A 22,821-nucleotide genomic window follows, 5' to 3' on the forward strand; every position below is an offset into this window, starting at 1 on the left:
GCTGAAGCGGCGGGGCGGGGCATACATCAAGAATACCGGCAGAGTGTTACTACGAGTAGCCCGGCGGTCATCAGGGTGATCAGCACCCAGCCGGGGACGTCGCCGCGCTCGTCGCCGACCGTTTCGTCGAAGCGGGCACGGAGGGCGTGCGTGAGGTTGCGGAACATGTGTTCTCCTTCCGGCGGTCAGCCGATTCCGAGTCGAAGCATGAAGATGCCGGGGTACACCGCGAAGAGCACGCTCAGCGGCAGGATGAGGAAGACGAGGGGCACGAGCATATAGATCTCCTTGCGCCCGGCCCGCTCGATGAGTCGACGCTTGGCGTCTTCGCGTGCGTCGAGAGCCTGCGCGTGCAGTACGTGCGACAGCGGAGCGCCACGGTCGATCGCCGCCACGAGCTGATCGATGGATCGCGTCACCGCGGCGATGTCGAGCCGGGCCGACAGACGCAGGAGCGACTCCGAGAGCGATGAGCCGGTGCCGACGGCGAGCACGACGCCGCGCAGCTCGGTCGTGAGCTCGCCGACCCCGACATCGGAAACCCGCCGCAGAGAGTCGAGGATGCCTTCGCCCGCAGACAGGCACAGCGCGAGGAACTCGAGCACCGTCGGCAGTTCCTCCTCGATCCGCGCGACACGCGCCGCGGCCGCCCGGCTGAGAGTCAGGTCGTACAGCGCCGCCGCCGCGAACCCGGCGACGGGCGGGAGGATGACGAGTCCGCCCGACGCTCGGCCCGTCAGCACGAGCACGACCGCCGCCACGCCGCCCAGCGCGAGGCCCGCCACGGCCCACGCGAGCTGCCTGGCGCGGAACGCCGCGGCATCCGTCCCCCGCCCGGCCTGTCGGAGGCGACGCACGATCGACTCCGATCCGCCGAGCAGCCGCCCCGCCCGCGCGAACGCCCCGGCGACCACCGCGCGCGGATCGCCGAAGCGTCCGGCCGGCATCGGCGTGAGGCCCCGGGGGTCGGTGATGTCGCGGATGTACGGCGCGATGCGACGGGCGAGCGTCGGCGCTCCCCAGCGCGGCGCGAGCGAGAGGAGCAGGCAGACACCGAGTCCGAACGCCGTGCCGAGCACGATCGCGAGCGCCGCGTCGGTCGGCGCGAAGAGTGTCACCCGAACCACCGCCGAGGCTCGGGCAGACGGCCGACCCGCAGCATGATGCGGTATGCGACGAACGACACGACGGCCCCGGCCACGATGAGTGCGACGCCTCCGGGGCTGGTGTATGCGGCGGCGCCCTCCGGGCGCATGGCCAGCAGCGCGAGGATGACCCATGGCGCCGCGACGCCGAGCACGGCTGCTCCGCGGATCCATGACTGCCGCGCCTCGACCTCGGCGCGGAGAGTCGCATCTGCACGGACGGACGTCGCCAGCGCGCGCAGCACCGGTGTGAGCTCGGTTCCGCCGACCTGGCGCGCCATCCGAAGCGTCTCGACGATGCGATCGGCCACGGGATCTCCGAGCGCCGACTTGAGGCGCAGGATGCTCGAGTCGAAGTGTCCGGACGCGGCGAGATCGCGGGCGAAGCCGCCGAACGCGGGACGCAGGGGTGTCGGGGCCGAGTCGGCGAGCGCCGCAAGGGAATCGGGCAGCGACATCCCGGCGCGGACCGAGGCGATCAGCAGGTCGCAGACGTCGGGCCAGAGCGCCCGCCGGCTGCGGACGAGCCGCGTGCGCCGGCCGCGCAGCCAGACGAACGGCGCCGCCGCTCCGGCGAGGCCCGCGACGACGACGATCGCGGGGACCGGCACGACGAGCCACGCGACGGCCGCGACCACGACGGCCACGACGATCGACGCCGCGACGATGCCGCCAGGGGCGATGTGCGACAGGCCCGCCTCCTCGAGCAACCGGGCGAGGGCCCCGGCGGCGCGGCTGGGCGCTCGCTCCTCGCGCGCGGGCCAGACCCACGGCGAGATCGCGAGAAGGATCCCCGCCGCGAGCAGCGCACCCCAGACGATCGTCACGGGGCATCCGCCCGGTAGAGCGTGCGGGCCTCGACGCCCATCTCCCCGACGCCGGTGGGCTGGACGATCTCGGCGACGCGCCGACGGCCGGATGCGTCGCGCTCGCAATGGACGACGAGATCGACGGATGCCGCGACGGCCGGCTGCACGAATCCCGCGTCGATGTTGCGCCCGGCCAGGAGGGGCAGCGCGCAGAGCTTGGTGAGCGCCTCGCGTGCAGAGTTGGCGTGGATGGTCGCGGCGCCGGGCACGCCCGTGTTGAGCGCGAGGAGCAGATCGAGTGCCTCGGCGTCGCGCACCTCGCCGACGACGAGGCGGTCGGGGCGCATGCGCAGCGCCTCCTTCACGAGCCGGCGGAGGGTCACCTCGCCCGTGCCCTCGAGGCTCGGCTGGCGTCCCTGCAGTGCGACGATGTCGGGAGCGTCGACGGCGAGCTCGAAGGTCTCCTCCACCGTGACGATGCGGTGATGCGCGGGCGCCGCAGCGATGAGCGCGCCGAGGAGCGTGGTCTTACCCAAACCGACGGTTATGCCACAATTCCCACCAGGGCTTTTGTGGATGGCGGGTCGTCACCACTGCCCATGCCAGAGCAACGCCGTCAGCGCGTCGAGATCGACCTGACTCCACCGAGTGGCCGCGCCGGTGGCGCGCTGCTCGCGCGGCAGGTCCGCGAACGCCGTGACGCCCTGCAGCTGCGGCTCGTGCGGTCGGCGCCGGCGCGCCATGCGATCAGGGTCCACGAGGTCGCACACGCTGCGCTCGAGCAACGTGGGTCCGATCGTGCCGAGCGCGTCCAGCAGGCGGGCGTCAGCGGCACAGACGTGCCCGCCCGCGTAGGCGCCGGTCGTGACCTCCTTCCACGCCCCGCTGACGCGGCGCGCACTCACTGTGCCGATGCCGCACACGGCGCATCCGGGCCAGCGCGATTCGGTCGGCACCGGGATCGGCCGGGGCGGCCTCAGGTCGCCGACGTGCTCGCCGATCGCGCGCCGGATCTCGGCGGCGAGGTCGGAGGGAACGAACAGCCACGGCTCCGACGCACAGGTCTTCATCGAGGCCTTGGGCTGCCAGATCGGAGAGAACGCGCGGGACCACACCGCGAGCGCGCCGAGGTCGCCCAGGCGCTCCAGCAAGCTCCGCGCGGCCGGGTACGAGTTCAGGTAGGCATCCGTCGCCGGGGTCGCGCCCACGACGGCGAGGGCGTCGAGCGCGGCGGCCAGCCGGTCGGCGGTGATCGAGGTGGAGCCCAGCGCGAGGAAGCCGGGATGCTGAGTGGCGATCTCGGCGGCGAGCGCGTGCCGGTCGGCGCACGTCGCGCACGTGGCGAACGTCAGCTCGTGGGCTTCATCCACGATGCGCAGGCCCACGTCGCGGCCGAGCACGAGGCGCTCGGTCGTCGGCGTGCCCTCGGGCTGGGGCATCCCGCAGTACGCGCAGCAGAGCATCCCCTCGGGCAGGTCGCGGACGCCGATCGGGTGGCCGACGTGCGGGGCCGGGGAGGTCGGGGCGGTCATGGCTTCTCCTTCGGCGCTGTGCGCCGGGCAGTGCTCCCGAGGGGCTCGTGGCTCAGGCGCTCTCTCAGGCCAGCCACGAGGCGCTCGCGCTCGCGGTCGGCATCGGTGGACACCCCGCCCGCAGTACCCCCAGAAAGGAGAGGGGCCGCACTCCGACGCGAAGGCGTCGGCCGATCCAGTGCGTCTGCGGGCGGGGCGGTCTGTGGGGTCGGGGCCGGGGCGGGGGCGGGGTGCGCGGCATCCCAGGCGCGCTGCGCGTCGCGTCGGCTCTCGGAGCCGAGGTATCGAGAGCCGGGAGGGGCGCTCACGGTCACCGCCGACGGCGTGCGTGGTCGACGCGCTCGCCGCACCAGCCGCGCACGCCCGAGCCGGGAGAGCCGAAGCACGGCGTGCGGACGGCGGCGGCGTGCTCGATGCAGGGCACCGCGCCGGGGTCGATCCGGCTGCGGGCAAGCTCGCGGAGCACGACGGCGGGCTCGACATACCGCCAGGTCTGCTCGGGGCGGCGCTCGCGCTCGATCCGCTCGACCATCGGCGTGAGCACGCTGTGGTGGTCGCGCCCGCGCCGGGTAGCGGCGAGCTGTTCGAGGGCGATGCGCTGCTCGTCGGCGGCGTGCGTGCGGTACGAAGCCATGGGGACCTTCCAGGGCCGGTGCGAGGGATCGGACTCCCCGCGTGCGCCGAGGCTACGCCGTTGTGTTCGATGGTCGCCAGTCCGTACTACCGAGCGTCTTCGTACAGACTTTCGGGCTGTTCGTGGGCGATTCCCTCCAACCGCCCTGCTACGGCTGTGCCTAGAGAAGCCAGTAGTACAGGCGTACGATTCTCGGCATGGCGCTCCTCGAACGAAACGCCGAAGCATCGGCCGCATCCGCGGCAGTGCGCCTCTGCGCGGTCGAGTCGGTCGAGTGCCATCGGCCCGCGATGTCGCCCTCTGCGGCCTACTGCCGGTTCCACGCGATGGGGATCGCCGAGAGCTTCGGCATCCGCACCGCCGCCCAGTTCGAGGAGAAGCTGCGCCGGGAGCAGCAGAAGCTCGACCGCATCGCCCGCCTCGGCCGCCGCCGCTGAGACTCCCCACGACCACCGCCCGCCACGATCGAACAGGAGACCGATCATGACCAGCACCCCCGTCGCACCCCCGCCCTCAGGTCGCTCGAACCCCGCGACCAACCATGAGGCTCCTGTCTCGCTCGTCGCGAGTGGGGCGCCCGTCGACTTCACGCTCTACAGCCGTCGCATCGGCTCCGAGGAGCGTCGTCGGCTGAACGAGACGTTCATGGCTGGCGTCAGTCGGTTCTGAGCGCTCGGTCTTCCCCTCGAACCCAGAGGCTCGTATCGGTCACCTACCGGGGGCATAAAGCCCCCCGGTCGGCGGTGACCGATACTCGGGACGCCTCCGATCCCAGTCGGGAGTAGGGAACCAATCGGTTCTGGCGACCGATGACCGATAGGCCATTTCGAGGGCTGTCTGACCGATGATCCTGACCGATGAATTAGGCCCGATCGGTCATCGGTCATGTCGGTCATCGGTCCCCTAGGAAACCTGGGATCGGTCACCATGGACCGATCCCAGGTGGTTTCCTCGGGAGCCTCGGCGAGGCCGACTCGCAGCTAGTCGGCCGACATCGCCTCGGCTCGACGCCTCGCCTCGGCCTCCTTGGCCTGCACCCACGCCTCACCGCCCGATGTGGGATAGAGGTGCTCGCGGGCATAGTTCGGCTTCCAGGCGCGATCCTCGCAGGTCTGGCAATGACGGCCGTCCCGGGAGCACTCCCCCGTCTCGAGATAGCCACTGCCCTCGGCCTTCTCGATCCACTTCTTGAGCGTCTCCTTGCCGATCCCGGTCCTGTCGTGGAGCCGGTTCAGCCACGTGCCCGACTCACCAACGACCCACTGCACGAGCGCGAACGCCTCGTCATCCGGGGCCGTCTTGGCCGTCACGACGCCGGAGATAATGCCGTCCGCGCTGTCTCCGTGGTGCACGGTGCTGGAGGCGACATCGTGCGCGCCGTCTGCGTTCGGCGCGTACGCCTTCCACCTGAGGCTGCCATCCGCGTCGGGTCGATCCGGCGTGAGGCATTCGAGCTCGAATCGACCGAACCGCCAGGCGTTGCCGTCCTTCGAGACGCCTCGGGCCAGCGTGTCGGCGCGCAGCGAGCCGTGGAAGTCCTTGAACAGCCAGAGGTTGACGTGCCCCTTCCCGCCCGGCACCGGCGGCGTGTCCGAGGCGGTGACGCCGATCATCGAGCCGCGCACCAGCTGCTTCTTGGATCCGGCCCCCTCCGGTCCGTACTTGACGTTCCCGTCCTTCGTGGTGTGGTCGATCACGATGACGGTGATCCCGAGCTTCACCAGCTTCGAGATGAGCGCCTTCCAGGCCTTGCGCACGGCATCCGGAGAGTTCGAGGGAGCATCGCCCTGCCCGACGATCGCCATCAGACCGCCGAAGGCGTCCAGCACGACGAGGGACGGCCGCTCGGACTCGATCGCCGCCACGCGCAGCAGCTCGTTGATGTCGGCTCCGTCACCCGGAGTGCTGAAGCGGAACTGGTGCGAGGCGAACGATTCCAGGGGCATCCCGAGCCAGCGCAGACGGTTCCCGACGTCGACGCGGCCCACGTCATCGATGTCCACCCACCAGATTCGGGCGGCCTTGTCCTTCTGCGCCTTCTCGACGACGGCCGACATGGCGATCCACGACTTGCCGGACTCCGGCGCGCCGTAGATCAGATTCGCGACAGCCTCATAGATCAGGCACATCGAGTCGACGCGCTTGAGCAGGTTGGGCATCACGATCTTCGGCCTGTACGCCGGATCGCCGAACTCGGCCATGTCCTGCCAGCCGCCGAGCACGGTGTCCTCGTCGGAGTCGACCTGTGCGGAGGTCGGCCCCGCCGTCGTCGGGTCCGGTCCGGTGATCTCTCGGCCCAGCGACACGCCGTCTGGCGTGGTCATCCGGGATGACAGCGCCGTCCAGCCGGTCACAGGTTCGCTCCCCGCCTGCAGCTTCTTCAGGGTCGAGGGGATGGCCTGCCGGGCCCGCACGCGGCCCTCCTCGTCGCCCAGCGCCCACGCCACGGTGTCGATGATGCGGATCACCCGCTCCTGCGGCCAGTGCCGGAGCAGGGCGCCGGCCAGATCGAGGTAGGCCAGGTGACGGTCGCCCTTCGTCGGCCAGCCGTAGACCAGCGCGACCACCAGGGCAACGTCGTCCACGGCATCCCGCAGCGCCTCAGCCTCGACCCGAGCGGGGCCGTCGCTGCCGCCCCAGGCCTCACCGCCCTGCCATCGCACCACCTCCCCCGAGGGATGCACCGAGGGCGGCACGGCCGTCTGCTGAGCGCGGGTGCCGCGCAGTTCGACGATCGTCGTGCCGTCGCCGAGCGATCGCTTCACGTAGGGCACGCCGGTCTCCACGACGTACCACCAGTGCGATCGGGGGCTGCTCTCGCGCCCCGAGATCGCCGGGGTGGGCGGCAGCAGCCGAGGAGCGACGCGCACCGCCAGAGCGTCGTCCAGATCAACGTCCGTGAGCCCGCCGTCGCCGAGGCGCACGCCAAGGTTGCAGTCGGCGACGATCCCGCGGTGCGTGAGGTAGTCCGCGAGGCCATCACGGCTGGAGTAGGTCGCCCGAGGCCACTGCTCCTCGATGGGGCGCTTCTCGCCAGGCATCAGGACCAGCGGCATCCACCCGCGGTCGAAGGCCTCCAGCGCGGCCGCCGCGACCGGACTATCGAGCGTGAGCAGATCGACGCGCCGCTCAGCCACGCTCGCCCGCCTCCAGGCGCACGGCCCGCCGCATCCCGTGACTAAGGCTGCTGGAGAGATCGCGCCAATTCGTGTACTCGAGCCACGGCTTCTCCATCAGGTGGCTGTTCCAGTGCAGGAAGTCGTCGACCGTGCGGATGTCCTCGATAGGGAACCAGTACTCGACCCGCTGCCTGGTGGTGTCGCAGGACCGGTGCCATGCCGCCCACGGCACGAGGTCGAACAGCTCATCCCACTCGCCCTCTTCGAGCTTCTGGAAGGCGATGATGTCCCCCGGCTTGCGGTCCTTCGCCAGCTCCTTCCAGCGGCGCTTCTTCTGACCTGCAGCCCACTCGTCCGCGACGAGGTAGCCCTTGCCGTTCTTGATCGGCTTGTCGCACCCCCGGCAGTACCAAGTGATCTGGTTCGAGCGGTCGACGGTGAGGCGGGCGATCGCAGCGAGGCGGCGCGCTGCCGGGCTCTCGTTGTCGGCGTTCTCGTTCTCGGTCATGATGGTGTTCTCCAATCCGGGGCCTCGTCAGCGCTCGCTGACGGGGCCCTCCTTCGTGTTGTGGGTGGTGGTGTCGTGCTCGGGCTCGCCCACGACGGCCTCAAGCTCGGCGAGACCGCGCTGCATGTCGGCGCGGATCGCGGCCGGGTCGACGCCCGCGGCGGGCGGGTGCGCGTTCGACACGCCCGGGTAGCGCTCGGTGGGGCTCATGAGCGGCCTCGCTTGGGTGCGGGCGGCGGCGCGATCGTCAGCGAGAGCAGCCGAGCGACCTCGCGCTTCTGCTCGTCCGTGAGCCGGATGCGCTCGCGGATGGGTCGACGGTCGATGCCGTCATCCGGGCGCGACGATGCGCCCCCGGTCGGGGGTGTGGTCGGCACGGGTCAACCGCCGATGATCTCGTAGCTGCCGACCGCGAGGATCGGCTTGTTCGGGACCCGCCCCGAGCGCAGCCGACCGTCCGAGAAGCGCGGCTTGCGGCGCTCCTTCTTGGCGATCCTGGCCTCGCGCTTCATCGCGTCGTCGATCTCATCGACGTCGTTGACCAACTGCCCGTCGACCTCGTAGATCTCGATCCAGCCCTTGCTGGCCCAGATCTCGACCGAGCGCCGGTCACGGTTGAAGAAGGCCGCGGTGCCGAGCGGGAACGGCGTGAACCGACGCTTGCCGGGTGCGCTCGCCATGGCGGGCGCGGTGGTGTCCTGAGCGGACATGGATGCCTCCGAGTGGAGTCAAGCGCCGTGCGTAATGGCGCTGTACGCATCCGATCTCCCGTCCGGTCTCCTCTCGGCCTGCCTATGGGCGGCTACCGAGTCGTACTGCCGGATCGAGCGCTGCCCGCGTCGGCCCGATCGAACGGGGCCAGTGACGCGGGGAGGATCACCTATCCACCTGCACCCTTGCCTTGAGGCGGGCGCTATGGTCGGCGCGGGCGGGTGGCCTCGGCTTGCCCTCGCGGGCTGATCCTGACGCGCCGAAATGACGGCGCGCTACTCCCAGCTTAGCAGATTTCGCCCTCCCACCTGGGGCTTTCTGCCGCCCTCCCGTGCGCTCCCCTCCCCCGCGCCCGTCCCCCGTGAGTTAGCGCGCCTACGCGCCGCCCAGCGCTGCTGAACGGCAGATTTCGGCCATGACCCGGGGAGGTTGGGCGGGCCGAGCGGCTCTCAGACGATCAGCGTGAGCGCGGCGGGGATCATCGCCACGCGCTCGCGATCGGCGGCCGTTAGCGGCACGTCCACGGCCAGCACGAGGTCGTAGCCGGGGGCGAGGAGGCTCATCGGCACGTCCTCCCATCGAGCGGGGATCAGGCGGCGCGTGGCGGGATGCTTGCGCACAAGGGCGTTGAGCATCGCCTGGCTGGGGTCGATGCCGGTGTAACGGTCGGGCGTCGTGATGCCCAGATCGAGCGCGCGGCCGGTGCCGCAGCCGATATCGAGCACCCTCGGAGGAGGGCCGGGGAAGGCGTCGGCGATCTGCTCGCGCAGAGCGGCGTCGAAATCGGGCTCAGGAGCGCGCTGGGCGTCGTAACGCGTCCCGATGGCGTCGTACTCCGCCCACCCTCCCGAGAAGGTGCGCGGGGCGTCCTGCAGGCCGTACACGCGATCGTTCACGGCCCGGTTGATCAGGTCGGTGTCGTCGAGGTCGGCGTCCATCGTCCACCAGCGGTGCGGGATGCCCGGGTGCGTGAGGTAGATGTTCGTGCTCCGCCAGAACCGCCCCGGCTCGCCGAACGTGTGGATGACGTGCGCCGCGCGCCGGAACTCGTCGGGCGTGATCCCAGCAGTACGCCCCGCCACGATGTAGTCGTGCGGGGCGCTGTCGGCGTAGGTCTTGGCGAACGTCCACCGGAGAGTTGGTGCGAGGGTGAGCCACCACATCAGGTCATCGGGGCTCACGCTCTTGGGCATCAGGCGGCGTCCGCCTCCTCGGTGCGGGCGGCTGGCTCGATCCGCACGCGCGCTCTCAGCAGGTCGTCGGTCAGGCGCTTGCCGCGGTCCTCGACGCGGCTCTGCACCACGGTCACCCGCACCACGGCGGCGATCACGGCGCGCTGGATGTCTACCGGCGCGTCGAGGAACGCCTGGCCCGGGTCGCGTGCGCCGAGGATCGGGCTCGAGGTGCTGCGCTGGGTGGCCTGCGCCATGCGCTTCTCGATCACGGCAATATCGGCTGTGAGCTTCGCGGTCTTGACCTTGTGCCGCTGGCCGTCGATCAGGTCGTTGTCGTAGTCGCGATCGGTGCGCTTCAGCCGCTGATTCAGGATCGCGAGGGCTTCCCGGTCGGGCGCGAGGTCGACACCCTTCGGCGTGAGCGCGGCGCGGATGTCGGGATCGTTCACGAGGTCGGCCACCTCGTCCCGCACGTACTTGTCGAGCTTCACCTGAGCGATGGCCAGGTGCGCCTTCTCGGGGCAGCGGTAGAACCACCGCTCCGGGCTGGGGTCGGCCTCGGTGCCGCCCTTCTTGGAGACCCGCAGCATCCCGCCGCACTCGGCGCCGTGCTCGTCGACGACGCCGCAGCGGTAGACGCCCGAGCCGAGCCAGCTCGGCAGGTACCTGCCCGGGTTGGTGCGCCGGCCGGGGTCGGTCAGCTTGTCCTCGACCGCCTTGAACGTCTTCTTCGAGACGATCGGCGGCCACACCGCCTTGCCTCGGATCTTGAAGTTGCCGTGGCTCCGCTGGCCCGTCGAGATGAGGCCCGCGTTGCGGGGCCTCAGCACCATGTCGCGGAAGGCGTTGGTGGCCCACTTCTTGCCCGAGGTCGACTTCTCGCCCTTGGCGTTGAGCTCGGCCACGAGAGCGCGGATGGACCGACCTTCGAGGATCGAGTTGGTGGCCCACACGATCACCTCGGCCTCGTGCGGGACGATCGTCACGCCGTCCTTCTGGAAGCCGTACGGTCGACGGCCGCCTCGATACCGGCCCTCGTCGACCGCCTGAGCCTTGGCGCGCGCCACGCGCTCCCCCAGCCGCTCGGCCTCGGCGGCATCCCACGCGGCCAGAGTGATCGCCACGCCGCGACCATCGGCGGTGTTCACATTCACGTCGCCCGACTGCAGCGTGTGGATCTGGGTGCCGTGCTTCTCCACGAGGTCGATGAGGTCGAGGAGCTCACGCACCCGGCGCGTGATCCGGCTGGTCGAGTAGGCGACGATCGCCTGGATCTCGCCGTTGCGGGCGGCGTCCAGCATCGCGTCGTAGAGCGGCCTCGGCTGCTTCGATCGGGTGCTCGCCGACACGTCGTTCTCGCGAAAGACGAAAGGCTCAGGTACCTCGTACCCGAGCCTCTTGGCGAGCTTGCGGCAGTCCTTCTCCTGCCGCTTCACCCCGTCCTCGTCGTTGTCTCGATCCTGACTAATCCGGGTGTAGATCGCGGCGATCTTGGGGCCCTCCGGGGCCTTCTTGAGCTGCACTTTTCCCACGGTGCCATAATATCAGGTTTCGTCTTCCCCGCGTGGGTCGCTCCGGAGACCAGGATGCTGCGCCCGTCGCGCATCGCGCCCCGGAGCAGGTCCGCACCGGACGGAGCCAGGGAGCCCGCGGCGACGAGCCGGTCGAGGTCGCGGAAGGCCGGCAGGAATTTGCGCACGTTCACCGACCAGTGCCGCCGCGTGATGTCGGGGATGACGACGTGTAGGCGGCTCCCGTCCGGGAGTGACGCGTCGACGAAGGGCTGGCTCAAGTCCACCCGGCGACCGCTGGCGTGCAGCATCCGCTCGACCAGATCCCGCACCTGCACGTCGGTCAGCGCGAGGGGAACCCGCTCCGCAACGCCCTCGCGCGCGATGAAGACGCGGTCGGGCGCGTTGATCCAGAGCTCCTCGACGGTCGGATCGTCGAGGTATGCCTGCAGCGGCCCATAGCCGGCGACGGATGCGAGCACCTCGCGCACGCAGGCCGCCTCGTCGTCGACCGGCGCGAGGCCTCGCGCGAGGGCGAAGTCATTGTGCCGGCGCACCTCCGCGCGCACGATCTGCGCCGCGTACTCGGGGTCACGCGCCGGGTCGGCACGCTCTGCCCGAAGCCGCTCGCGCACCCGCTCGGCGACGACGACGGCCGGCGCGGCGGAGAGGACGGGAGACACCGAAGCATCCTCGCAAGCGGCGGGAGCGGCATCCCGAACTTATCCACAACCCGTCGCCCCGCCGTGCCACGATGGGAGGACACCCCGGGAAGGACGACCATGACCCACACGAAGCGCGAACTCACCCCGCCCCAGCAGGTCGGCGCCGGCATTCTCGGGCTCCTGCAGGTCGCCTTCGCCTTCCTCGCCGCGTGGGACCTGTGGCACCGCCCCGACCGCGACGTGCGCGGGAGCAAGTGGGCGTGGGGCGCCGGGCTGCTGGTGAACTGGATCGGGCCTGCGGCCTACTTCCTCTTCGGCATCAAGCACGAGAACCGCTGAGCCGAGCCCCTCACTGCGCCGAGAGGCCGAGCACGGGATAGAGCACCTCGAAGCCCTTCTCGAGGCCGCCGAGGAGTGCATCGACGACGTGCCCCGCGCCGGGGACGACGTAGTACGTCACCTGCATTCCCGCATCCTTCGCGGCCGCCGAGACGGCCTCCGCGCCCGGGATGAAGGACGGGTCGTTCCCGCCCACCGTGAAGACACCCGTGACATCGGAGTACTTCCCGGGGTTCGCCTTCATGATGTTGATCGGCTTGGACGCCTCGAACGCAGCCTGATCGCCGCCGAAGACCTGCGCCACCGCGTTGTCGACGTCCTCCGATCCGGGATACTCCTCGCCCGAGATGTCGAGGAGGCTCTTCCAGACGCCCGGCTCCTGCGCGACGTACTTCGCCGCACATCCTCCGCCGTTCGAGTACCCCGCGAGCACCCAGTACTTCGGGTCGTCGATGATGTGCAGGTTCTGCTTCGCCCAGTTCACCACGTCGGTCTTGATGTACGTCTCGGCGTTGCCGTAGGCCTTCGAGTCCGCGCAGGTCGGATCGTTGCCGGAGGGTCCGATCTGATCCGCCACGACGACGATCGGTGCGAGGCCCTCGTTCTTCGCCGCGTACGCGTCGAGGACCTGGCCGACGTATGACGGGTCTGGATTGCCCGGATAACCCATCATCAAGATGACGAGCGGGAGAGCCGGCGCCTCCTTCACGAGCGCCGCGGGCGGCAGGTAGATGCCGGCGGGGCGAGCATCGAAGCCGGATGCCGTCGCGGGTATGACCTGCGTGCCGGTCTCGCCCTTCGCGGGCATGCCGGCGGGTGCCCGCCACGTCTCGTAGAGCGGCTTCGAGGGAGCGCCGGCGGCGGTTCCCGTGGGAGTAGGGACCGCGATGGGGTCGCTCGGGTCGACGCCGAAGAGACTGCCGAGCGTCGGATTGAGCCCGTAGTAGGCGTTGATGCCGATGATACCGACGAGGGGGAAGACGAGGATGCCGAGCGCGGCCACGATCTTGCGCCAGACAGCCGCGCCCCAGAAGCTCGCGATCGAGAGCCCGAGGCCTGCGAAGGCGGGGATGCACCACCACAGGACGGGAAGCGGAAGCGCCGTCCCGAAGGCGTCGGTCAGATCCGCCAGGAGATAGGCGCAGAACGCGAGCGCGAGACCGGCCACGATCCCGATCGATGCGGCGAGGATCCATCGCGGCGTCGGCCGGCGGATGAGGAGTGCCACCGCGATCGCGGCGGCGAGTCCGTAGACGATCCAGGGAAGCGGCCCGCCGATGATCGGCAGCGCGAGAATCGCATCCATCTGGCCCCCGGCCGGATTCCGGGCATCCCCCCAGCGCCCGCTGCCGTTCATGCTAGCGACCCGACGCGCATCTCGGGGGCCAGCCCCCAGCCGCCCCACAGGTCGCTCAGTAGACTGATCGCACCAGCGGGAGTGGTGAAACTGGCAGACACGCAGGATTTAGGTTCCTGTGCCCCCGGGCGTGTGGGTTCAAGTCCCACCTTCCGCACGGTGCCGCCGACGTCACTTCCTCGCCGCATCCTCCGACCGCCGACCGCTCCGACGACGGGAACCCCCTGTGCACAGCATCGCCCTCATCCCCTGGCTCGATCCTGGGTACATCATCGACGCCGCCGGTCCGTGGGCGCTGCTGGTGGTCTGCTTCATCGTGTTCGCCGAGACGGGCCTGCTGGTCGGGTTCCTGCTCCCGGGCGACACGCTCCTCGTCATCTCGGGCCTTCTGACCCACACGAGCGACATCTTCGGCATCAACATCTGGCTCGTCGCGCTGCTCATCGCGCTCGCGGCGTTCATCGGCGGCGAAGTGGGCTACTTCATCGGGCACAAGGGCGGTCCCGCGGTGTTCGAGCGCAAGGAATCGGGTCTGTTCAGCCGCAAGAACGTCGAACGCACGAACATGTTCTTCGAGAAGTACGGTCCGCTCACGGTGATCATGGCGCGCTTCGTGCCGATCGTCCGCACGTTCGCGCCGGTCGCCGCCGGCGTCGGTCACATGCCGTGGCGCCGCTACACGCTCTACAACCTCATCGGCGCCCTGCTCTGGGGCTTCGGCTTGGTCATGCTCGGCTATGCGATCGGCTACATCCCCTGGATCGCCGACATGGTCACCCGGTACATCGACGTCATCCTGCTCGGCGTGGTCGTCCTCACCGCGGCCATCACGATCTGGCACTACTTCCAGGAGCGCGCGAAGGCGAAGCGCGAGGCCGCGGCGGAGCCCGATGCGGCGCCGCTCGCGCTCGACACCGAGGTCTTCGAGCCCGGCCGCGAGCACCGGCACGGCGACGCCACTCCCCCGGCACCCGCCCCGTAGTCAGGAGGCCTTCGAGGCCTTCTTCTTCGCCACCGGCTTGGCGGCGCTCTTCGCGGCCGCCTTGGCGGGCGCCTTCTTGGACGCCGCCGTGTCCTTCGGCTTCTCGTCCGCGCCGCCCGCCCGTGCCGCGCGCGAGCGTTCGACCGAGGCACGGAGGGCCGCCATCAGGTCGATGACCTCGCCGCCGGCCTCTTCCTCCTGCTCGCCGAAGGTCTCGGACGTGTCGAGCGCATCGCCCTTCTCGAGCTTGGCCTCGATGAGGGTGCGCAGCTCCTCCTGATACTCGTCGGTGAACTGCTCGGGATCGAAGTCGCTCGCGAAGCTCTCGACGAGGGATGCGGACAGCTCGAGCTCCTTCGCCGAGATCCGCACGGACTCGTCGAGCGCCGGGAAGTTCGCCTCGCGCACCTCGTCGGCCCACAGCAGCGTCTGCAGGACCAGCACGTCGCCGCGCACGCGCAGCGCCGCGAGGCGGGTCTTCTGCCTCAGTGAGAAGCGGACGATCGCGGTGCGGTCGGTCTGCTCCAGCGTCTTGCGCAGGAGCACGTACGCCTTGGGCGAGGCCGAGTCGGGTTCGAGGTAGTACGCCCGGTCGAGGGTCAGCAGATCGACCTGTTCGGTGGGCACGAACTCGACCACGTCGATCTCGCGACTGCGCTCGGCCGGAAGCGAGGCGAGGTCGTCCTTCGTGAGCACAACGGTCTTCTCGCCGTCGTCATAGGCCTTGTCGATGTCCTGGAAGGGAACGACCTCGCCGTCGATCTCGCAGATGCGCTGATAGCGGATGCGGCCGCCGTCCTTGTTGTGCACCTGGTGCAGCGAGACGTCGTGATCCTCCGTCGCGGCATACACCTTGACGGGCACATTGACGAGGCCGAAGGTCAGGGCGCCCTTCCAGATCGCTCTCATCACACAAGTACACACCGGCCACACGGGTCACGGCTAGGTCTTGACGGGGCAGGATGGTGCCATGCCCGGGAAGGACAGCGGCGCGGAGCAGCAGGTGCGCATCGGCGGCAGACGCCTGCGCCTGACGAACCTGGGCAAGGTGCTGTATCCCGAGACGGGGACGACCAAGGCCGAGGTCATCGACTACTACACCCGCATCGCGACGACGATGATCCCGCACGTCATCGGCCGGCCGGTCACGCGCAAGCGCTGGCCCGACGGCGTGGGCACGGCGGAGCATCCCGGGCAGGCGTTCTTCGCGAAGGATCTCGAGCCCGGCGCCCCGTCCTGGGTGCACAGGATGCCCATCCCCCACTCGGGCGGGCCGAAGGACTATCCGCTCGCCGCCGACGTGCCGACGATCGTCTACCTCGCGCAGGTCGCGAGCCTCGAGCTGCACGTGCCGCAGTGGCGGTTCACCCCGGCCGGCGAGCGCGGCGACGCGGACCGGCTCGTGCTCGACCTCGACCCCGGGCCCGGCGTCGGACTTCCCGAGTGCGCCGAGGTCGCCCGCTGGGCGCGCGAGATCCTCGGGCACATGGGACTCGACCCCTACCCCGTCACGAGCGGCAGCAAGGGCATCCAGCTGTACTCCGCGCTCCCGCCCGGACAGTCGAGCGAAGCCGCCTCCACGCTCGCGCACGAGCTCGCCCGGGCGATCGAGGCCGACCACCCCGACCTCGTCGTGAGCAGCATGAAGAAGTCGATCCGCGGCGGCCGCGTGCTCATCGACTGGAGCCAGAACAACGGCTCGAAGACGACGATCGCGCCCTACTCGCTGCGCGGGCGACCCCATCCGACTGTCGCGGTGCCCCGCACGTGGGAGGAGCTCGACGACCCGGGCCTGCGCCACCTCCTCTTCGACGAGGTGCTCGAGCGCATCGAGCAGATCGGCGATCCGCTGTCTCCGCTCGGCTTCCACGCCGGCGGCCGCACCGCCGACGAGGGCCCCCTGAGCACGTACATCTCGATGCGCTCCCCCGATCGCACACCTGAGCCGGTGCCGTCCAATCCCGCTGCCGCGGTGCGGTCGACCGACGAGCTGCCCACCTTCGTCATCCAGGAGCATCACGCGACGGCTCTCCACTGGGACTTCCGACTCGAGCGCGACGGCGTCCTCGTCAGCTGGGCCGTCCCTCGCGGCGTGCCGCACTCGTACAAGCGCAACAACCTCGCGATCCAGACCGAGGATCACCCGATGGAGTACGCATCCTTCGAAGGCACCATCCCCGTCGGCGAGTACGGCGGCGGATCGGTGACCATCTGGGACGACGGCCGGTACGAGCTCGAGAAGTGGCGCGACGACGAGATCATCTTCACGGCCGAAGGCCGCCCGGGCGGTCCCCTGGGCCGGGTGCGCCTCGCCTTCATCCGCACCGAGGACAGGGGCGGGCCGAAGTCGAGCTGGCTGCTGCATCGGATGAAGACGGATGCCGCGGGCCGCGTGCAGCCGGACGGCATCGTCGTGGAACCCACACCCCAGGCGGATGAGCCGCAGCCGGTCACCCGCCGACGCGCACCCGCCTCGGCCCCGCCGAGGTCGGAAAAGCCGCAACCGCACGTCCAGCGGACCGTCGAGGAGCTGCTCGAGGCGGCGCCGAGCGCCGACTGGCCGCCCACCCAGGCCGACCTCAAGCCCATGCTCTCCACGACGGCCTCTCCCGAGCGCGCGAGGGCGGATGCCCGGCAGTGGGGCGACCCGGCGTGGGCGGAGGCGAAGTGGGACGGAATCCGAGCCGTCGGCGTCTGGGACGGCGCGTCGCTGCGCCTGTGGGCGCGCAGCGGCAACGAGAGCACGATGAAGTACCCCGAGATCACCGAGGGGGACCCTGGTCTCGGTGACGAGCCGTGCGTCGTCGACGGGGAGCTCGTCGCCCTCGAGAACGGGCGCCCCAGCTTCGCTCTGCTGCAGACGCGCATGAACCTCGTGGGCGCCGGCGACATCGCCCGCGTCGCGAAGCGGACACCGGTGCACTACTACCTGTTCGACGTCCTGGTCGCGCGCGGGAAGGACGTCACGAACCTGGCCCTCACGGATCGCCGACGCATCCTGGAAGACGTCGCCGCGGGCACCAGCGCCTCCATCGTCGTGCCGCCGGTCTTCGACGACGTGGATGCCGCCCTCGACGCGAGCCGCCGGTTCGACCTCGAGGGCATCGTGGTGAAGGACCCCCGATCGCCGTATCGACGCGGCATCCGCTCCGACTCGTCGCTCAAGGTGAAGCTGACCCGCACGCAGGAGGTCGTGATCGCCGGGATCCGCCCGGGCCAGGGCGGCAGGGCCTCGACCTTCGGCTCGCTGCTGCTCGGCATCAACGGACCCGAAGGACTGACCTATTCGGGGCGCGTCGGCACGGGCTTCAGCGACCAGACGCTGCGCGCCCTCCAGCAGCAGCTGGCCCCGCTGCACTCCGACGAGAATCCGCTCGTGGGGGTGCCCGCGCTCGACGCGCGCGGTGTGCAGTGGGTGCGGCCCGAGCTCGTCGCGGAGGTCGAGTTCGGCGAGTTCACGCCGTCGGGTATCCTTCGACACCCGCGCTGGCGGGGCCTGCGACCCGACAAGCGCCCGGAGGACGTCGTCCGAGAGCCGTGATCAGGCGTGCGCGTCGTGCTCGACGTGCCCGGACGGCTCGAGCTGGAACGTCGAGTGATCGACGTCGAAGTGCTTCGTGAGGCATCCCTGCAGCTGCTCGAGCAGCTCCCCCGACCGCCCATCGCGCAGGGTCTCGGGGTCGACGACGACGTGCGCCGTGAAGACGGGGGCGCCCCGCGTGAGCTGCCAGACGTGCACGTCGTGCACGTCGACGACGCCGGGGGTCGAGACGATGTGCCGGCGGATCTCCTGCACGTGCACGTTGTCGGGCGACGACTCGGTCAGCACCGAGACGACCTCGCGAAGCAGTCCCACGGCGCGCGGCACGATCATCGCCGCGATGAGGAGGGATGCCACGGCGTCCGCCTGCACCCAGCCCGTGGCGATGACGACGATCGCCGCCACGATGACCGCCGCCGATCCGAGCATGTCGCCGAGCACCTCGAGGTAGGCGCCGCGGACGTTGATGCTGGTTCTCTGCGCGGCGCTCAGGAGCCACATCGCGACACCGTTGGCGATCAGGCCCACGATCGCGACGACCAGCATGAGCCCGCCCTCGACCTCGACGCCGCCCGGGTTCACCAGGCGCTGGATCGCCTCCACCGCGACCCAGATCGACAGCACGATGAGGATGACGCCGTTGACCAGCGCCCCGAGCACTTCGGCACGCTGATAGCCGAACGTGCGCCGATCGTCGGCGGGCCGCGCCGCGACGGATGAGGCGATGAGCGCGATGACGAGGGCCGCCGCGTCGGTGAACATGTGCGCCGCATCGGCGAGGAGTGCGAGCGATCCGGACAGGATCGAGCCGACGATCTGCACCACCATGACGAGCGCCGTGATTCCGAGCGAGATCGCGAGGAGGCGGCGGGCGCCTGCTCCTCGGATGCCTCGGGGCGCGTGGTCGTGCATAGCCTCAGGGTACGTCCCCGGGCGCTTTACAGCGCCGTCAGCAGCGGCGCGAGAGCGCGGAACGCGCGAGCCCGGTGGGACGCCTCGTTCTTCTCCGCGGCGGACCATTCACCGACGGTGCGCTCGGCGCCGTCGGGCTGACCGTCGGGGATGAAGATCGGGTCGTAGCCGAATCCGCCCGCGCCCGACGCCGCCCTCGCGAGCCGGCCGGGCCACACGCCCTCCACGACGTGCTCCTCGCCCTGCGGGCCGACGAGCGCGATCGTCGAAACGAACCGGGCCGAGCGGTGGGGGTCGCGGATGTCGGAGACCTGGTCGAGCAGCAGTGTCAGGTTGGCCGCGGCATCCTTCGCGTGTCCTGCCCAGTACGCCGAGAACACGCCCGGCGATCCCCCGAGCACGTCGACGCAGATGCCCGAGTCGTCGGCCAGTGCCGGCAGCCCCGTGTGCGCGGCGGCGGCACGAGCCTTGATGAGGGCGTTCTCGGCGAACGTCGTGCCGTCTTCGACGGGCTCCGGGCCGTCGTACCCGACGACCTCGAGGTCGGGCCGCGTCGCCGCGACGATGGCCTGGAACTCCTCGACCTTGTGCGGGTTGTGCGTCGCGAGCACGACCTGCCGACCCTTCGACATGCTCAGGGGCCGACGGTCTCGGTCGCGAGCGCGGCCGTCTGAAGGTCGCGAAGCTCGGCGCAGCCGTCGACGCCCAGCTCCAGGAGCCTGTCGAGTTCGCGCTTGTCGAAGGGTGCGCCCTCGGCCGTGCCCTGCACCTCGACGAAGAGGCCGCGGCCCGTCACGACGACGTTCATGTCGGTCTCCGCGCGCACGTCCTCGACGTACGCGAGGTCGAGCATGGGCTCGCCGTCGATGATGCCGACCGAGACGGCCGCGACCGAGTCGATCAGCACCTGCGACCGCTGGCCGATGAACTTCTTGCCGCGCCCCCACTCGATCGCATCCGCGAGTGCGACGTACGCGCCCGTGATGGCCGCCGTGCGCGTGCCGCCATCGGCCTGGAGCACGTCGCAGTCGATCACGATCGTGTTCTCGCCGAGGGCCTTCGTGTCGACGACGGAGCGCAGCGCGCGGCCGATGAGACGCGAGATCTCGTGCGTTCGGCCGCCGATGCGCCCCTTGACCGACTCGCGGTCGTTGCGCTCGTTCGTCGCGCGCGGGAGCATCGCGTACTCCGCCGTCACCCAGCCCTTGCCCTTGCCGGTCAGCCAGCGCGGCACGCCGTTGGTGAACGACGCGGTGCACAGCACCTTGGTGTTGCCGAACGAGATGAGCGCGGACCCCTCGGCCTGGCTCGACCACCCCCGCTCGATGACGATGGGGCGAAGGTCGTCGACGGCGCGGCCGTCGGCCCGGACGATGTCGGTCATGGAGATCCTCTCGTGGGGATGGATGCCTCAGCCGCGGGCCGAGGGAAGATCGATGGCGCCCGTCTGCACGAGACGCACGTCGGTCACTTCGCGGCCCATCAGGCGATGCGCGAGGCGGATGAACTCGTCGGCGGAGGCGCCCGTGGCTTCGTACACGTGCCGGGGCGCGGCATCCCGTCCCGCGAGCAGGTCGCGGGAGACCAGCTGACGGTAGACGTCCTTGGCCGTCTCGGTGTCGCTCGACACGAGTGAGACGTCCGGGCCCATGACGTAGCTGATGGCGCCCTCGAGGAACGGGTAGTGCGTGCAGCCGAGGACGAGGGTGTCGACATCCGCGTGGCGGAGCGGCGCGAGGTACTCCTCGGCGACCGCGAGCACCTCCGGCGAGTCGGTGACGCCGGCCTCGACGAACTCCACGAAGCGGGGGCAGGCCTGTGCGAACACCGTGAGGCGCTCGTTGACCTCGAGCATGTCCTGATAGGCCCGCGAGCCGATCGTCCCGGCGGTGCCGATGACGCCGATGCGTCCGTTGCGGGTCGTCGACATGGCCGTGCGCACCGCAGGCCCGATGACCTCGACGACGGGCACGTCGTAGCGCTCGCGCGCATCTCGCAGCATCGCCGCCGAGGCGGTGTTGCAGGCGATCACGAGCATCTTCACGCCTTCGTCGACGAGCGTGTCGAGCACCTCGAGGGCGTAGCGCCGCACATCGGCGATCGGCTTCGGCCCGTAGGGCGAGTGCGCCGTGTCGCCGATGTAGAGCATCGACTCGCGCGGGAGCTGCGCGGAGATCGCGCGAGCCACCGTGAGACCGCCGACTCCGGAGTCGAAGATGCCGATCGGAGCGTCGTTCACGATCGTCCAGCCTACGCGGTGTCATTAGGCTGACGCCCATGAGCACGCCCAGGAGCACGGCCCTGCACACCGACCGCTACGAGCTCACGATGCTCGACGCGGCTCTGCGGGACGGGACCGCCGAGCGCCGCTGCGTGTTCGAGCTGTTCGGGCGGCGACTGCCGGGCGCCCGTCGCTTCGGCGTCGTCGCGGGCACGGGCCGCCTGCTGTCGCTCCTCCGCGAGTTCCGCTTCGGCGACGACGAGCTGCGCTACCTCCGTGACGAGCGGGTGGTGGATGCCGCGACCCTCGACTACCTGGAGGGCTACCGGTTCACGGGCTCGATCACGGGCTACCGCGAGGGCGAGCTGTACTTCCCGGGCTCGCCGCTCCTCACGATCGAGGGCACCTTCGCCGAGGCCGTCGTGCTCGAGACACTCGCGCTGAGCGTGCTCAACCACGACTCCGCCGTCGCGACGGCGGCTGCGCGCATGAGCGTCGCCGCCGGCGACCGGCCGCTCGCCGAAATGGGCTCCCGCAGAGCCGGGGAGGAGTCCGCCGTCGCCGCCGCACGCGCGACCTACATCGCGGGGTTCACGGCGACATCGAACCTGGAGGCGGGGCGCCGGTGGGGCATCCCGACCATGGGGACCGCAGCGCACGCCTGGACGCTCCTCCACGACACCGAGGAGGACGCCTTCCGGGCGCAGATCGCCTCGCTCGGCGTCGGCACGACGCTGCTCGTGGACACGTACGACATCCGTCAGGGCGTCGAGACGGCCGTCCGCGTCGCCGGCACGGAGCTCGGCGGCGTGCGCATCGACTCCGGCGACCTCCCGATCGTCGCGGCCGAGGTGCGCGCGCACCTCGACGAGCTCGGTGCGACGGGCACGAAGATCACCGTGACGAGCGACCTCGACGAGTACGCCATCGCGGCACTCGCCGCCTCGCCCGTCGACTCCTACGGCGTCGGGACGTCGGTCGTCACGGGATCGGGCACTCCGACCGCGGGGATGGTCTACAAGCTCGTGGCCCGCCAGGCGACGGACGGCTCCTGGGTCGCCGTCGCGAAGGCGTCGACCGACAAGGGCTCGAAAGGCGGGCGCAAGGCGGCCTTCCGCACGCTCGAGCGCGGCGTGGCGACGAGCGAGCTCATCGCCGTGTCGGACGGCTTCGAGGCGATCGAGACCCGGGCGCAGCATCCCGACGCCCGTCCTCTGCAGGTGCCGCTCGTCGACGGCGGCGACATCGACACGGCGCACGAGGGACCGCAGGGCGTCGCGGCGGCGCGTGAGCATCACGCGCGCGTGCGCGAGGAGCTGCCGGTGCGCGGACTCGCGCTCAGCCGGTCGGATCCGGCCATCCCGACGGTCTACCGGGACGCGGCTCAGGCCTTGAGCGACTCGTAGATCTCTTTGCAGGTCGGGCAGACCGGGAACTTCTCCGGATCACGACCCGGAGTCCACTTCTTGCCGCACAGCGCGCGCACGGGCTTGCCGGTGAGCGCGGACTCGAGGATCTTGTCCTTCTTCACGTAGTGCGAGAAGCGCTCATGGTCGCCCGGCTCGATCGACTCTTCGCGGATGAGCTCTTCGAGCTCTCGGTCGAGGGTGGCGATGCCGCCCTGATCCGGGCCTTCGACGGGGGTGCTCATAGTGGGCCA

26 protein-coding genes, 1 tRNA gene and 1 pseudogene are annotated in these 22,821 nt (G+C 70.4%); 7 read left to right on the forward strand and 21 right to left on the reverse strand.

What is annotated here, in order from left to right:
- Positions 1-26: 26 nt before the first annotated feature.
- The 6 genes and pseudogenes from AAIB33_RS08070 to AAIB33_RS08095 form a co-directional block, all read right to left on the reverse strand.
- Positions 27-167: a hypothetical protein gene (locus tag AAIB33_RS08070; protein ID WP_345803026.1), complete on the reverse strand. Its 141-nt coding sequence runs from the start codon at positions 165-167 to the stop codon at positions 27-29.
- Positions 168-185: 18 nt separating this feature from the next.
- Complete coding sequence (locus tag AAIB33_RS08075) at positions 186-1,118, reverse strand: type II secretion system F family protein (protein ID WP_345803027.1); 933 nt, start codon at positions 1,116-1,118, stop codon at positions 186-188.
- Positions 1,115-1,972, reverse strand: a complete 858-nt coding sequence (locus AAIB33_RS08080) for a type II secretion system F family protein (RefSeq protein ID WP_345803028.1) — start codon at positions 1,970-1,972, stop codon at positions 1,115-1,117. Before AAIB33_RS08080 ends, AAIB33_RS08075 begins: the two co-directional genes overlap by 4 nt.
- Positions 1,969-2,487, reverse strand: a pseudogene (locus AAIB33_RS08085) (CpaF/VirB11 family protein); the annotation flags it as partial. The pseudogene AAIB33_RS08085 and the gene AAIB33_RS08080, both read right to left, overlap by 4 nt.
- A 54-nt stretch (positions 2,488-2,541) precedes the next feature.
- Positions 2,542-3,486 carry a hypothetical protein gene (locus AAIB33_RS08090; protein WP_345803029.1) on the reverse strand — a complete coding sequence of 315 codons (945 nt, stop codon included), beginning with the start codon at positions 3,484-3,486 and terminating at the stop codon, positions 2,542-2,544.
- 310 nt (positions 3,487-3,796) lie between these two features.
- On the reverse strand, positions 3,797-4,120 hold the full coding sequence (locus AAIB33_RS08095; protein WP_345803030.1) for a hypothetical protein: 324 nt from the start codon (positions 4,118-4,120) through the stop codon (positions 3,797-3,799).
- 197 nt (positions 4,121-4,317) lie between these two features.
- Between AAIB33_RS08095 and AAIB33_RS08100 the strand changes: the two genes are divergently transcribed.
- Both AAIB33_RS08100 and AAIB33_RS08105 read left to right on the forward strand, forming a co-directional pair.
- Positions 4,318-4,557 (forward strand): hypothetical protein, encoded by a 240-nt coding sequence (locus AAIB33_RS08100; protein WP_345803031.1) that lies wholly within the window; start codon positions 4,318-4,320, stop codon positions 4,555-4,557.
- Positions 4,558-4,603: 46 nt separating this feature from the next.
- A complete protein-coding gene (locus AAIB33_RS08105; protein ID WP_345803032.1) occupies positions 4,604-4,789 on the forward strand; it encodes a hypothetical protein in 186 nt (61 codons plus the stop codon).
- A gap of 311 nt (positions 4,790-5,100) precedes the next feature.
- On the opposite strand, the gene AAIB33_RS08110 is transcribed toward AAIB33_RS08105, so the two are convergent.
- The 8 genes from AAIB33_RS08110 to AAIB33_RS08145 form a co-directional block, all read right to left on the reverse strand.
- Positions 5,101-7,257, reverse strand: a complete 2,157-nt coding sequence (locus tag AAIB33_RS08110) for a bifunctional DNA primase/polymerase (RefSeq protein ID WP_345803033.1) — start codon at positions 7,255-7,257, stop codon at positions 5,101-5,103.
- The gene (locus tag AAIB33_RS08115; RefSeq protein ID WP_345803034.1) at positions 7,250-7,747 is read right to left on the reverse strand and encodes a hypothetical protein; all 498 of its coding nucleotides are present in this window, start codon (positions 7,745-7,747) and stop codon (positions 7,250-7,252) included. Before AAIB33_RS08115 ends, AAIB33_RS08110 begins: the two co-directional genes overlap by 8 nt.
- A 27-nt stretch (positions 7,748-7,774) precedes the next feature.
- Positions 7,775-7,957: a hypothetical protein gene (locus AAIB33_RS08120; protein ID WP_345803035.1), complete on the reverse strand. Its 183-nt coding sequence runs from the start codon at positions 7,955-7,957 to the stop codon at positions 7,775-7,777.
- Positions 7,954-8,124 (reverse strand): hypothetical protein, encoded by a 171-nt coding sequence (locus AAIB33_RS08125; protein ID WP_345803036.1) that lies wholly within the window; start codon positions 8,122-8,124, stop codon positions 7,954-7,956. Before AAIB33_RS08125 ends, AAIB33_RS08120 begins: the two co-directional genes overlap by 4 nt.
- 3 nt (positions 8,125-8,127) lie before the next feature.
- Entirely contained in the window at positions 8,128-8,457 is a 330-nt protein-coding gene (locus AAIB33_RS08130; protein WP_345803037.1) for a hypothetical protein, read from the reverse strand.
- Between the two features lie 450 nt (positions 8,458-8,907).
- The gene (locus AAIB33_RS08135; RefSeq protein ID WP_345803038.1) at positions 8,908-9,651 is read right to left on the reverse strand and encodes a methyltransferase; all 744 of its coding nucleotides are present in this window, start codon (positions 9,649-9,651) and stop codon (positions 8,908-8,910) included.
- Positions 9,651-11,165 (reverse strand): recombinase family protein, encoded by a 1,515-nt coding sequence (locus AAIB33_RS08140; RefSeq protein ID WP_345803039.1) that lies wholly within the window; start codon positions 11,163-11,165, stop codon positions 9,651-9,653. The genes AAIB33_RS08135 and AAIB33_RS08140 overlap by 1 nt, the downstream gene beginning before the upstream one ends.
- Positions 11,066-11,827 (reverse strand): ATPase, T2SS/T4P/T4SS family, encoded by a 762-nt coding sequence (locus AAIB33_RS08145; protein WP_345803040.1) that lies wholly within the window; start codon positions 11,825-11,827, stop codon positions 11,066-11,068. The genes AAIB33_RS08140 and AAIB33_RS08145 overlap by 100 nt, the downstream gene beginning before the upstream one ends.
- A 99-nt stretch (positions 11,828-11,926) precedes the next feature.
- Here AAIB33_RS08145 and AAIB33_RS08150 point away from each other — a divergent pair, with 99 nt between their 5' ends.
- The gene (locus tag AAIB33_RS08150; protein WP_345803041.1) at positions 11,927-12,148 is read left to right on the forward strand and encodes a PLDc N-terminal domain-containing protein; all 222 of its coding nucleotides are present in this window, start codon (positions 11,927-11,929) and stop codon (positions 12,146-12,148) included.
- A 10-nt stretch (positions 12,149-12,158) separates the two neighbouring features.
- Here the strand turns inward: AAIB33_RS08150 and AAIB33_RS08155 are convergent, their stop codons facing one another.
- Positions 12,159-13,505: an alpha/beta hydrolase-fold protein gene (locus tag AAIB33_RS08155; RefSeq protein WP_345803042.1), complete on the reverse strand. Its 1,347-nt coding sequence runs from the start codon at positions 13,503-13,505 to the stop codon at positions 12,159-12,161.
- Between the two features lie 75 nt (positions 13,506-13,580).
- Here AAIB33_RS08155 and AAIB33_RS08160 point away from each other — a divergent pair.
- Both AAIB33_RS08160 and AAIB33_RS08165 read left to right on the forward strand, forming a co-directional pair.
- A tRNA-Leu gene (locus AAIB33_RS08160) sits at positions 13,581-13,662 on the forward strand.
- Between the two features lie 69 nt (positions 13,663-13,731).
- Positions 13,732-14,487 (forward strand): DedA family protein, encoded by a 756-nt coding sequence (locus AAIB33_RS08165; RefSeq protein ID WP_345803043.1) that lies wholly within the window; start codon positions 13,732-13,734, stop codon positions 14,485-14,487.
- Here AAIB33_RS08165 and AAIB33_RS08170 read toward each other — a convergent pair whose 3' ends face one another.
- Positions 14,488-15,396, reverse strand: coding sequence for a Ku protein (locus AAIB33_RS08170; RefSeq protein WP_345803044.1), 909 nt, complete (start codon positions 15,394-15,396; stop codon positions 14,488-14,490). It lies immediately after the preceding gene.
- Positions 15,397-15,457: 61 nt separating this feature from the next.
- Between AAIB33_RS08170 and AAIB33_RS08175 the strand changes: the two genes are divergently transcribed.
- On the forward strand, positions 15,458-18,028 hold the full coding sequence (locus AAIB33_RS08175; RefSeq protein WP_345803045.1) for an ATP-dependent DNA ligase: 2,571 nt from the start codon (positions 15,458-15,460) through the stop codon (positions 18,026-18,028).
- On the opposite strand, the gene AAIB33_RS08180 is transcribed toward AAIB33_RS08175, so the two are convergent.
- Genes AAIB33_RS08180 through murI form a run of 4 tightly spaced genes read right to left on the reverse strand, consistent with a single transcriptional unit; the run spans position 18,029 to position 21,179 of the window.
- Positions 18,029-18,940: a cation diffusion facilitator family transporter gene (locus AAIB33_RS08180; RefSeq protein ID WP_345803046.1), complete on the reverse strand. Its 912-nt coding sequence runs from the start codon at positions 18,938-18,940 to the stop codon at positions 18,029-18,031.
- A 26-nt stretch (positions 18,941-18,966) separates the two neighbouring features.
- Positions 18,967-19,572 carry an RdgB/HAM1 family non-canonical purine NTP pyrophosphatase gene (gene rdgB / locus AAIB33_RS08185; protein WP_345803047.1) on the reverse strand — a complete coding sequence of 202 codons (606 nt, stop codon included), beginning with the start codon at positions 19,570-19,572 and terminating at the stop codon, positions 18,967-18,969.
- Between the two features lie 2 nt (positions 19,573-19,574).
- Entirely contained in the window at positions 19,575-20,324 is a 750-nt protein-coding gene (gene rph / locus AAIB33_RS08190) for a ribonuclease PH (RefSeq protein WP_345803048.1), read from the reverse strand.
- A gap of 27 nt (positions 20,325-20,351) precedes the next feature.
- Entirely contained in the window at positions 20,352-21,179 is an 828-nt protein-coding gene (gene murI / locus AAIB33_RS08195; protein WP_345803049.1) for a glutamate racemase, read from the reverse strand.
- 38 nt (positions 21,180-21,217) lie between these two features.
- Here murI and AAIB33_RS08200 point away from each other — a divergent pair, with 38 nt between their 5' ends.
- Complete coding sequence (locus AAIB33_RS08200) at positions 21,218-22,567, forward strand: nicotinate phosphoribosyltransferase (RefSeq protein ID WP_345803050.1); 1,350 nt, start codon at positions 21,218-21,220, stop codon at positions 22,565-22,567.
- Here AAIB33_RS08200 and AAIB33_RS08205 read toward each other — a convergent pair.
- On the reverse strand, positions 22,546-22,812 hold the full coding sequence (locus AAIB33_RS08205; RefSeq protein WP_345803051.1) for a DUF3039 domain-containing protein: 267 nt from the start codon (positions 22,810-22,812) through the stop codon (positions 22,546-22,548). The two genes, AAIB33_RS08200 and AAIB33_RS08205, sit on opposite strands and share 22 nt — an antisense overlap.
- Positions 22,813-22,821: the final 9 nt, after the last annotated feature.

The organism is Microbacterium sp. AZCO (genome assembly GCF_039614715.1).
GTDB lineage: Bacteria > Actinomycetota > Actinomycetes > Actinomycetales > Microbacteriaceae > Microbacterium.

Coding starts and splice junctions, on each gene's coding strand:
- AAIB33_RS08115 (WP_345803034.1), bottom strand. CDS start 7,747: ATGACCGAGAACGAGAACGCCGACAACGAGAGCCCGGCAGCGCGCCGC.
- rdgB (WP_345803047.1), bottom strand. CDS start 19,572: ATGTCGAAGGGTCGGCAGGTCGTGCTCGCGACGCACAACCCGCACAAG.
- AAIB33_RS08150 (WP_345803041.1), top strand. CDS start 11,927: ATGACCCACACGAAGCGCGAACTCACCCCGCCCCAGCAGGTCGGCGCC.
- AAIB33_RS08105 (WP_345803032.1), top strand. CDS start 4,604: ATGACCAGCACCCCCGTCGCACCCCCGCCCTCAGGTCGCTCGAACCCC.
- AAIB33_RS08170 (WP_345803044.1), bottom strand. CDS start 15,396: ATGAGAGCGATCTGGAAGGGCGCCCTGACCTTCGGCCTCGTCAATGTG.
- AAIB33_RS08070 (WP_345803026.1), bottom strand. CDS start 167: ATGTTCCGCAACCTCACGCACGCCCTCCGTGCCCGCTTCGACGAAACG.
- AAIB33_RS08130 (WP_345803037.1), bottom strand. CDS start 8,457: ATGTCCGCTCAGGACACCACCGCGCCCGCCATGGCGAGCGCACCCGGC.
- AAIB33_RS08095 (WP_345803030.1), bottom strand. CDS start 4,120: ATGGCTTCGTACCGCACGCACGCCGCCGACGAGCAGCGCATCGCCCTC.
- AAIB33_RS08090 (WP_345803029.1), bottom strand. CDS start 3,486: ATGACCGCCCCGACCTCCCCGGCCCCGCACGTCGGCCACCCGATCGGC.
- AAIB33_RS08180 (WP_345803046.1), bottom strand. CDS start 18,940: ATGCACGACCACGCGCCCCGAGGCATCCGAGGAGCAGGCGCCCGCCGC.
- AAIB33_RS08200 (WP_345803050.1), top strand. CDS start 21,218: ATGAGCACGCCCAGGAGCACGGCCCTGCACACCGACCGCTACGAGCTC.
- AAIB33_RS08155 (WP_345803042.1), bottom strand. CDS start 13,505: ATGAACGGCAGCGGGCGCTGGGGGGATGCCCGGAATCCGGCCGGGGGC.
- AAIB33_RS08175 (WP_345803045.1), top strand. CDS start 15,458: ATGCCCGGGAAGGACAGCGGCGCGGAGCAGCAGGTGCGCATCGGCGGC.
- AAIB33_RS08120 (WP_345803035.1), bottom strand. CDS start 7,957: ATGAGCCCCACCGAGCGCTACCCGGGCGTGTCGAACGCGCACCCGCCC.
- AAIB33_RS08135 (WP_345803038.1), bottom strand. CDS start 9,651: ATGCCCAAGAGCGTGAGCCCCGATGACCTGATGTGGTGGCTCACCCTC.
- AAIB33_RS08205 (WP_345803051.1), bottom strand. CDS start 22,812: ATGAGCACCCCCGTCGAAGGCCCGGATCAGGGCGGCATCGCCACCCTC.
- AAIB33_RS08100 (WP_345803031.1), top strand. CDS start 4,318: ATGGCGCTCCTCGAACGAAACGCCGAAGCATCGGCCGCATCCGCGGCA.
- rph (WP_345803048.1), bottom strand. CDS start 20,324: ATGACCGACATCGTCCGGGCCGACGGCCGCGCCGTCGACGACCTTCGC.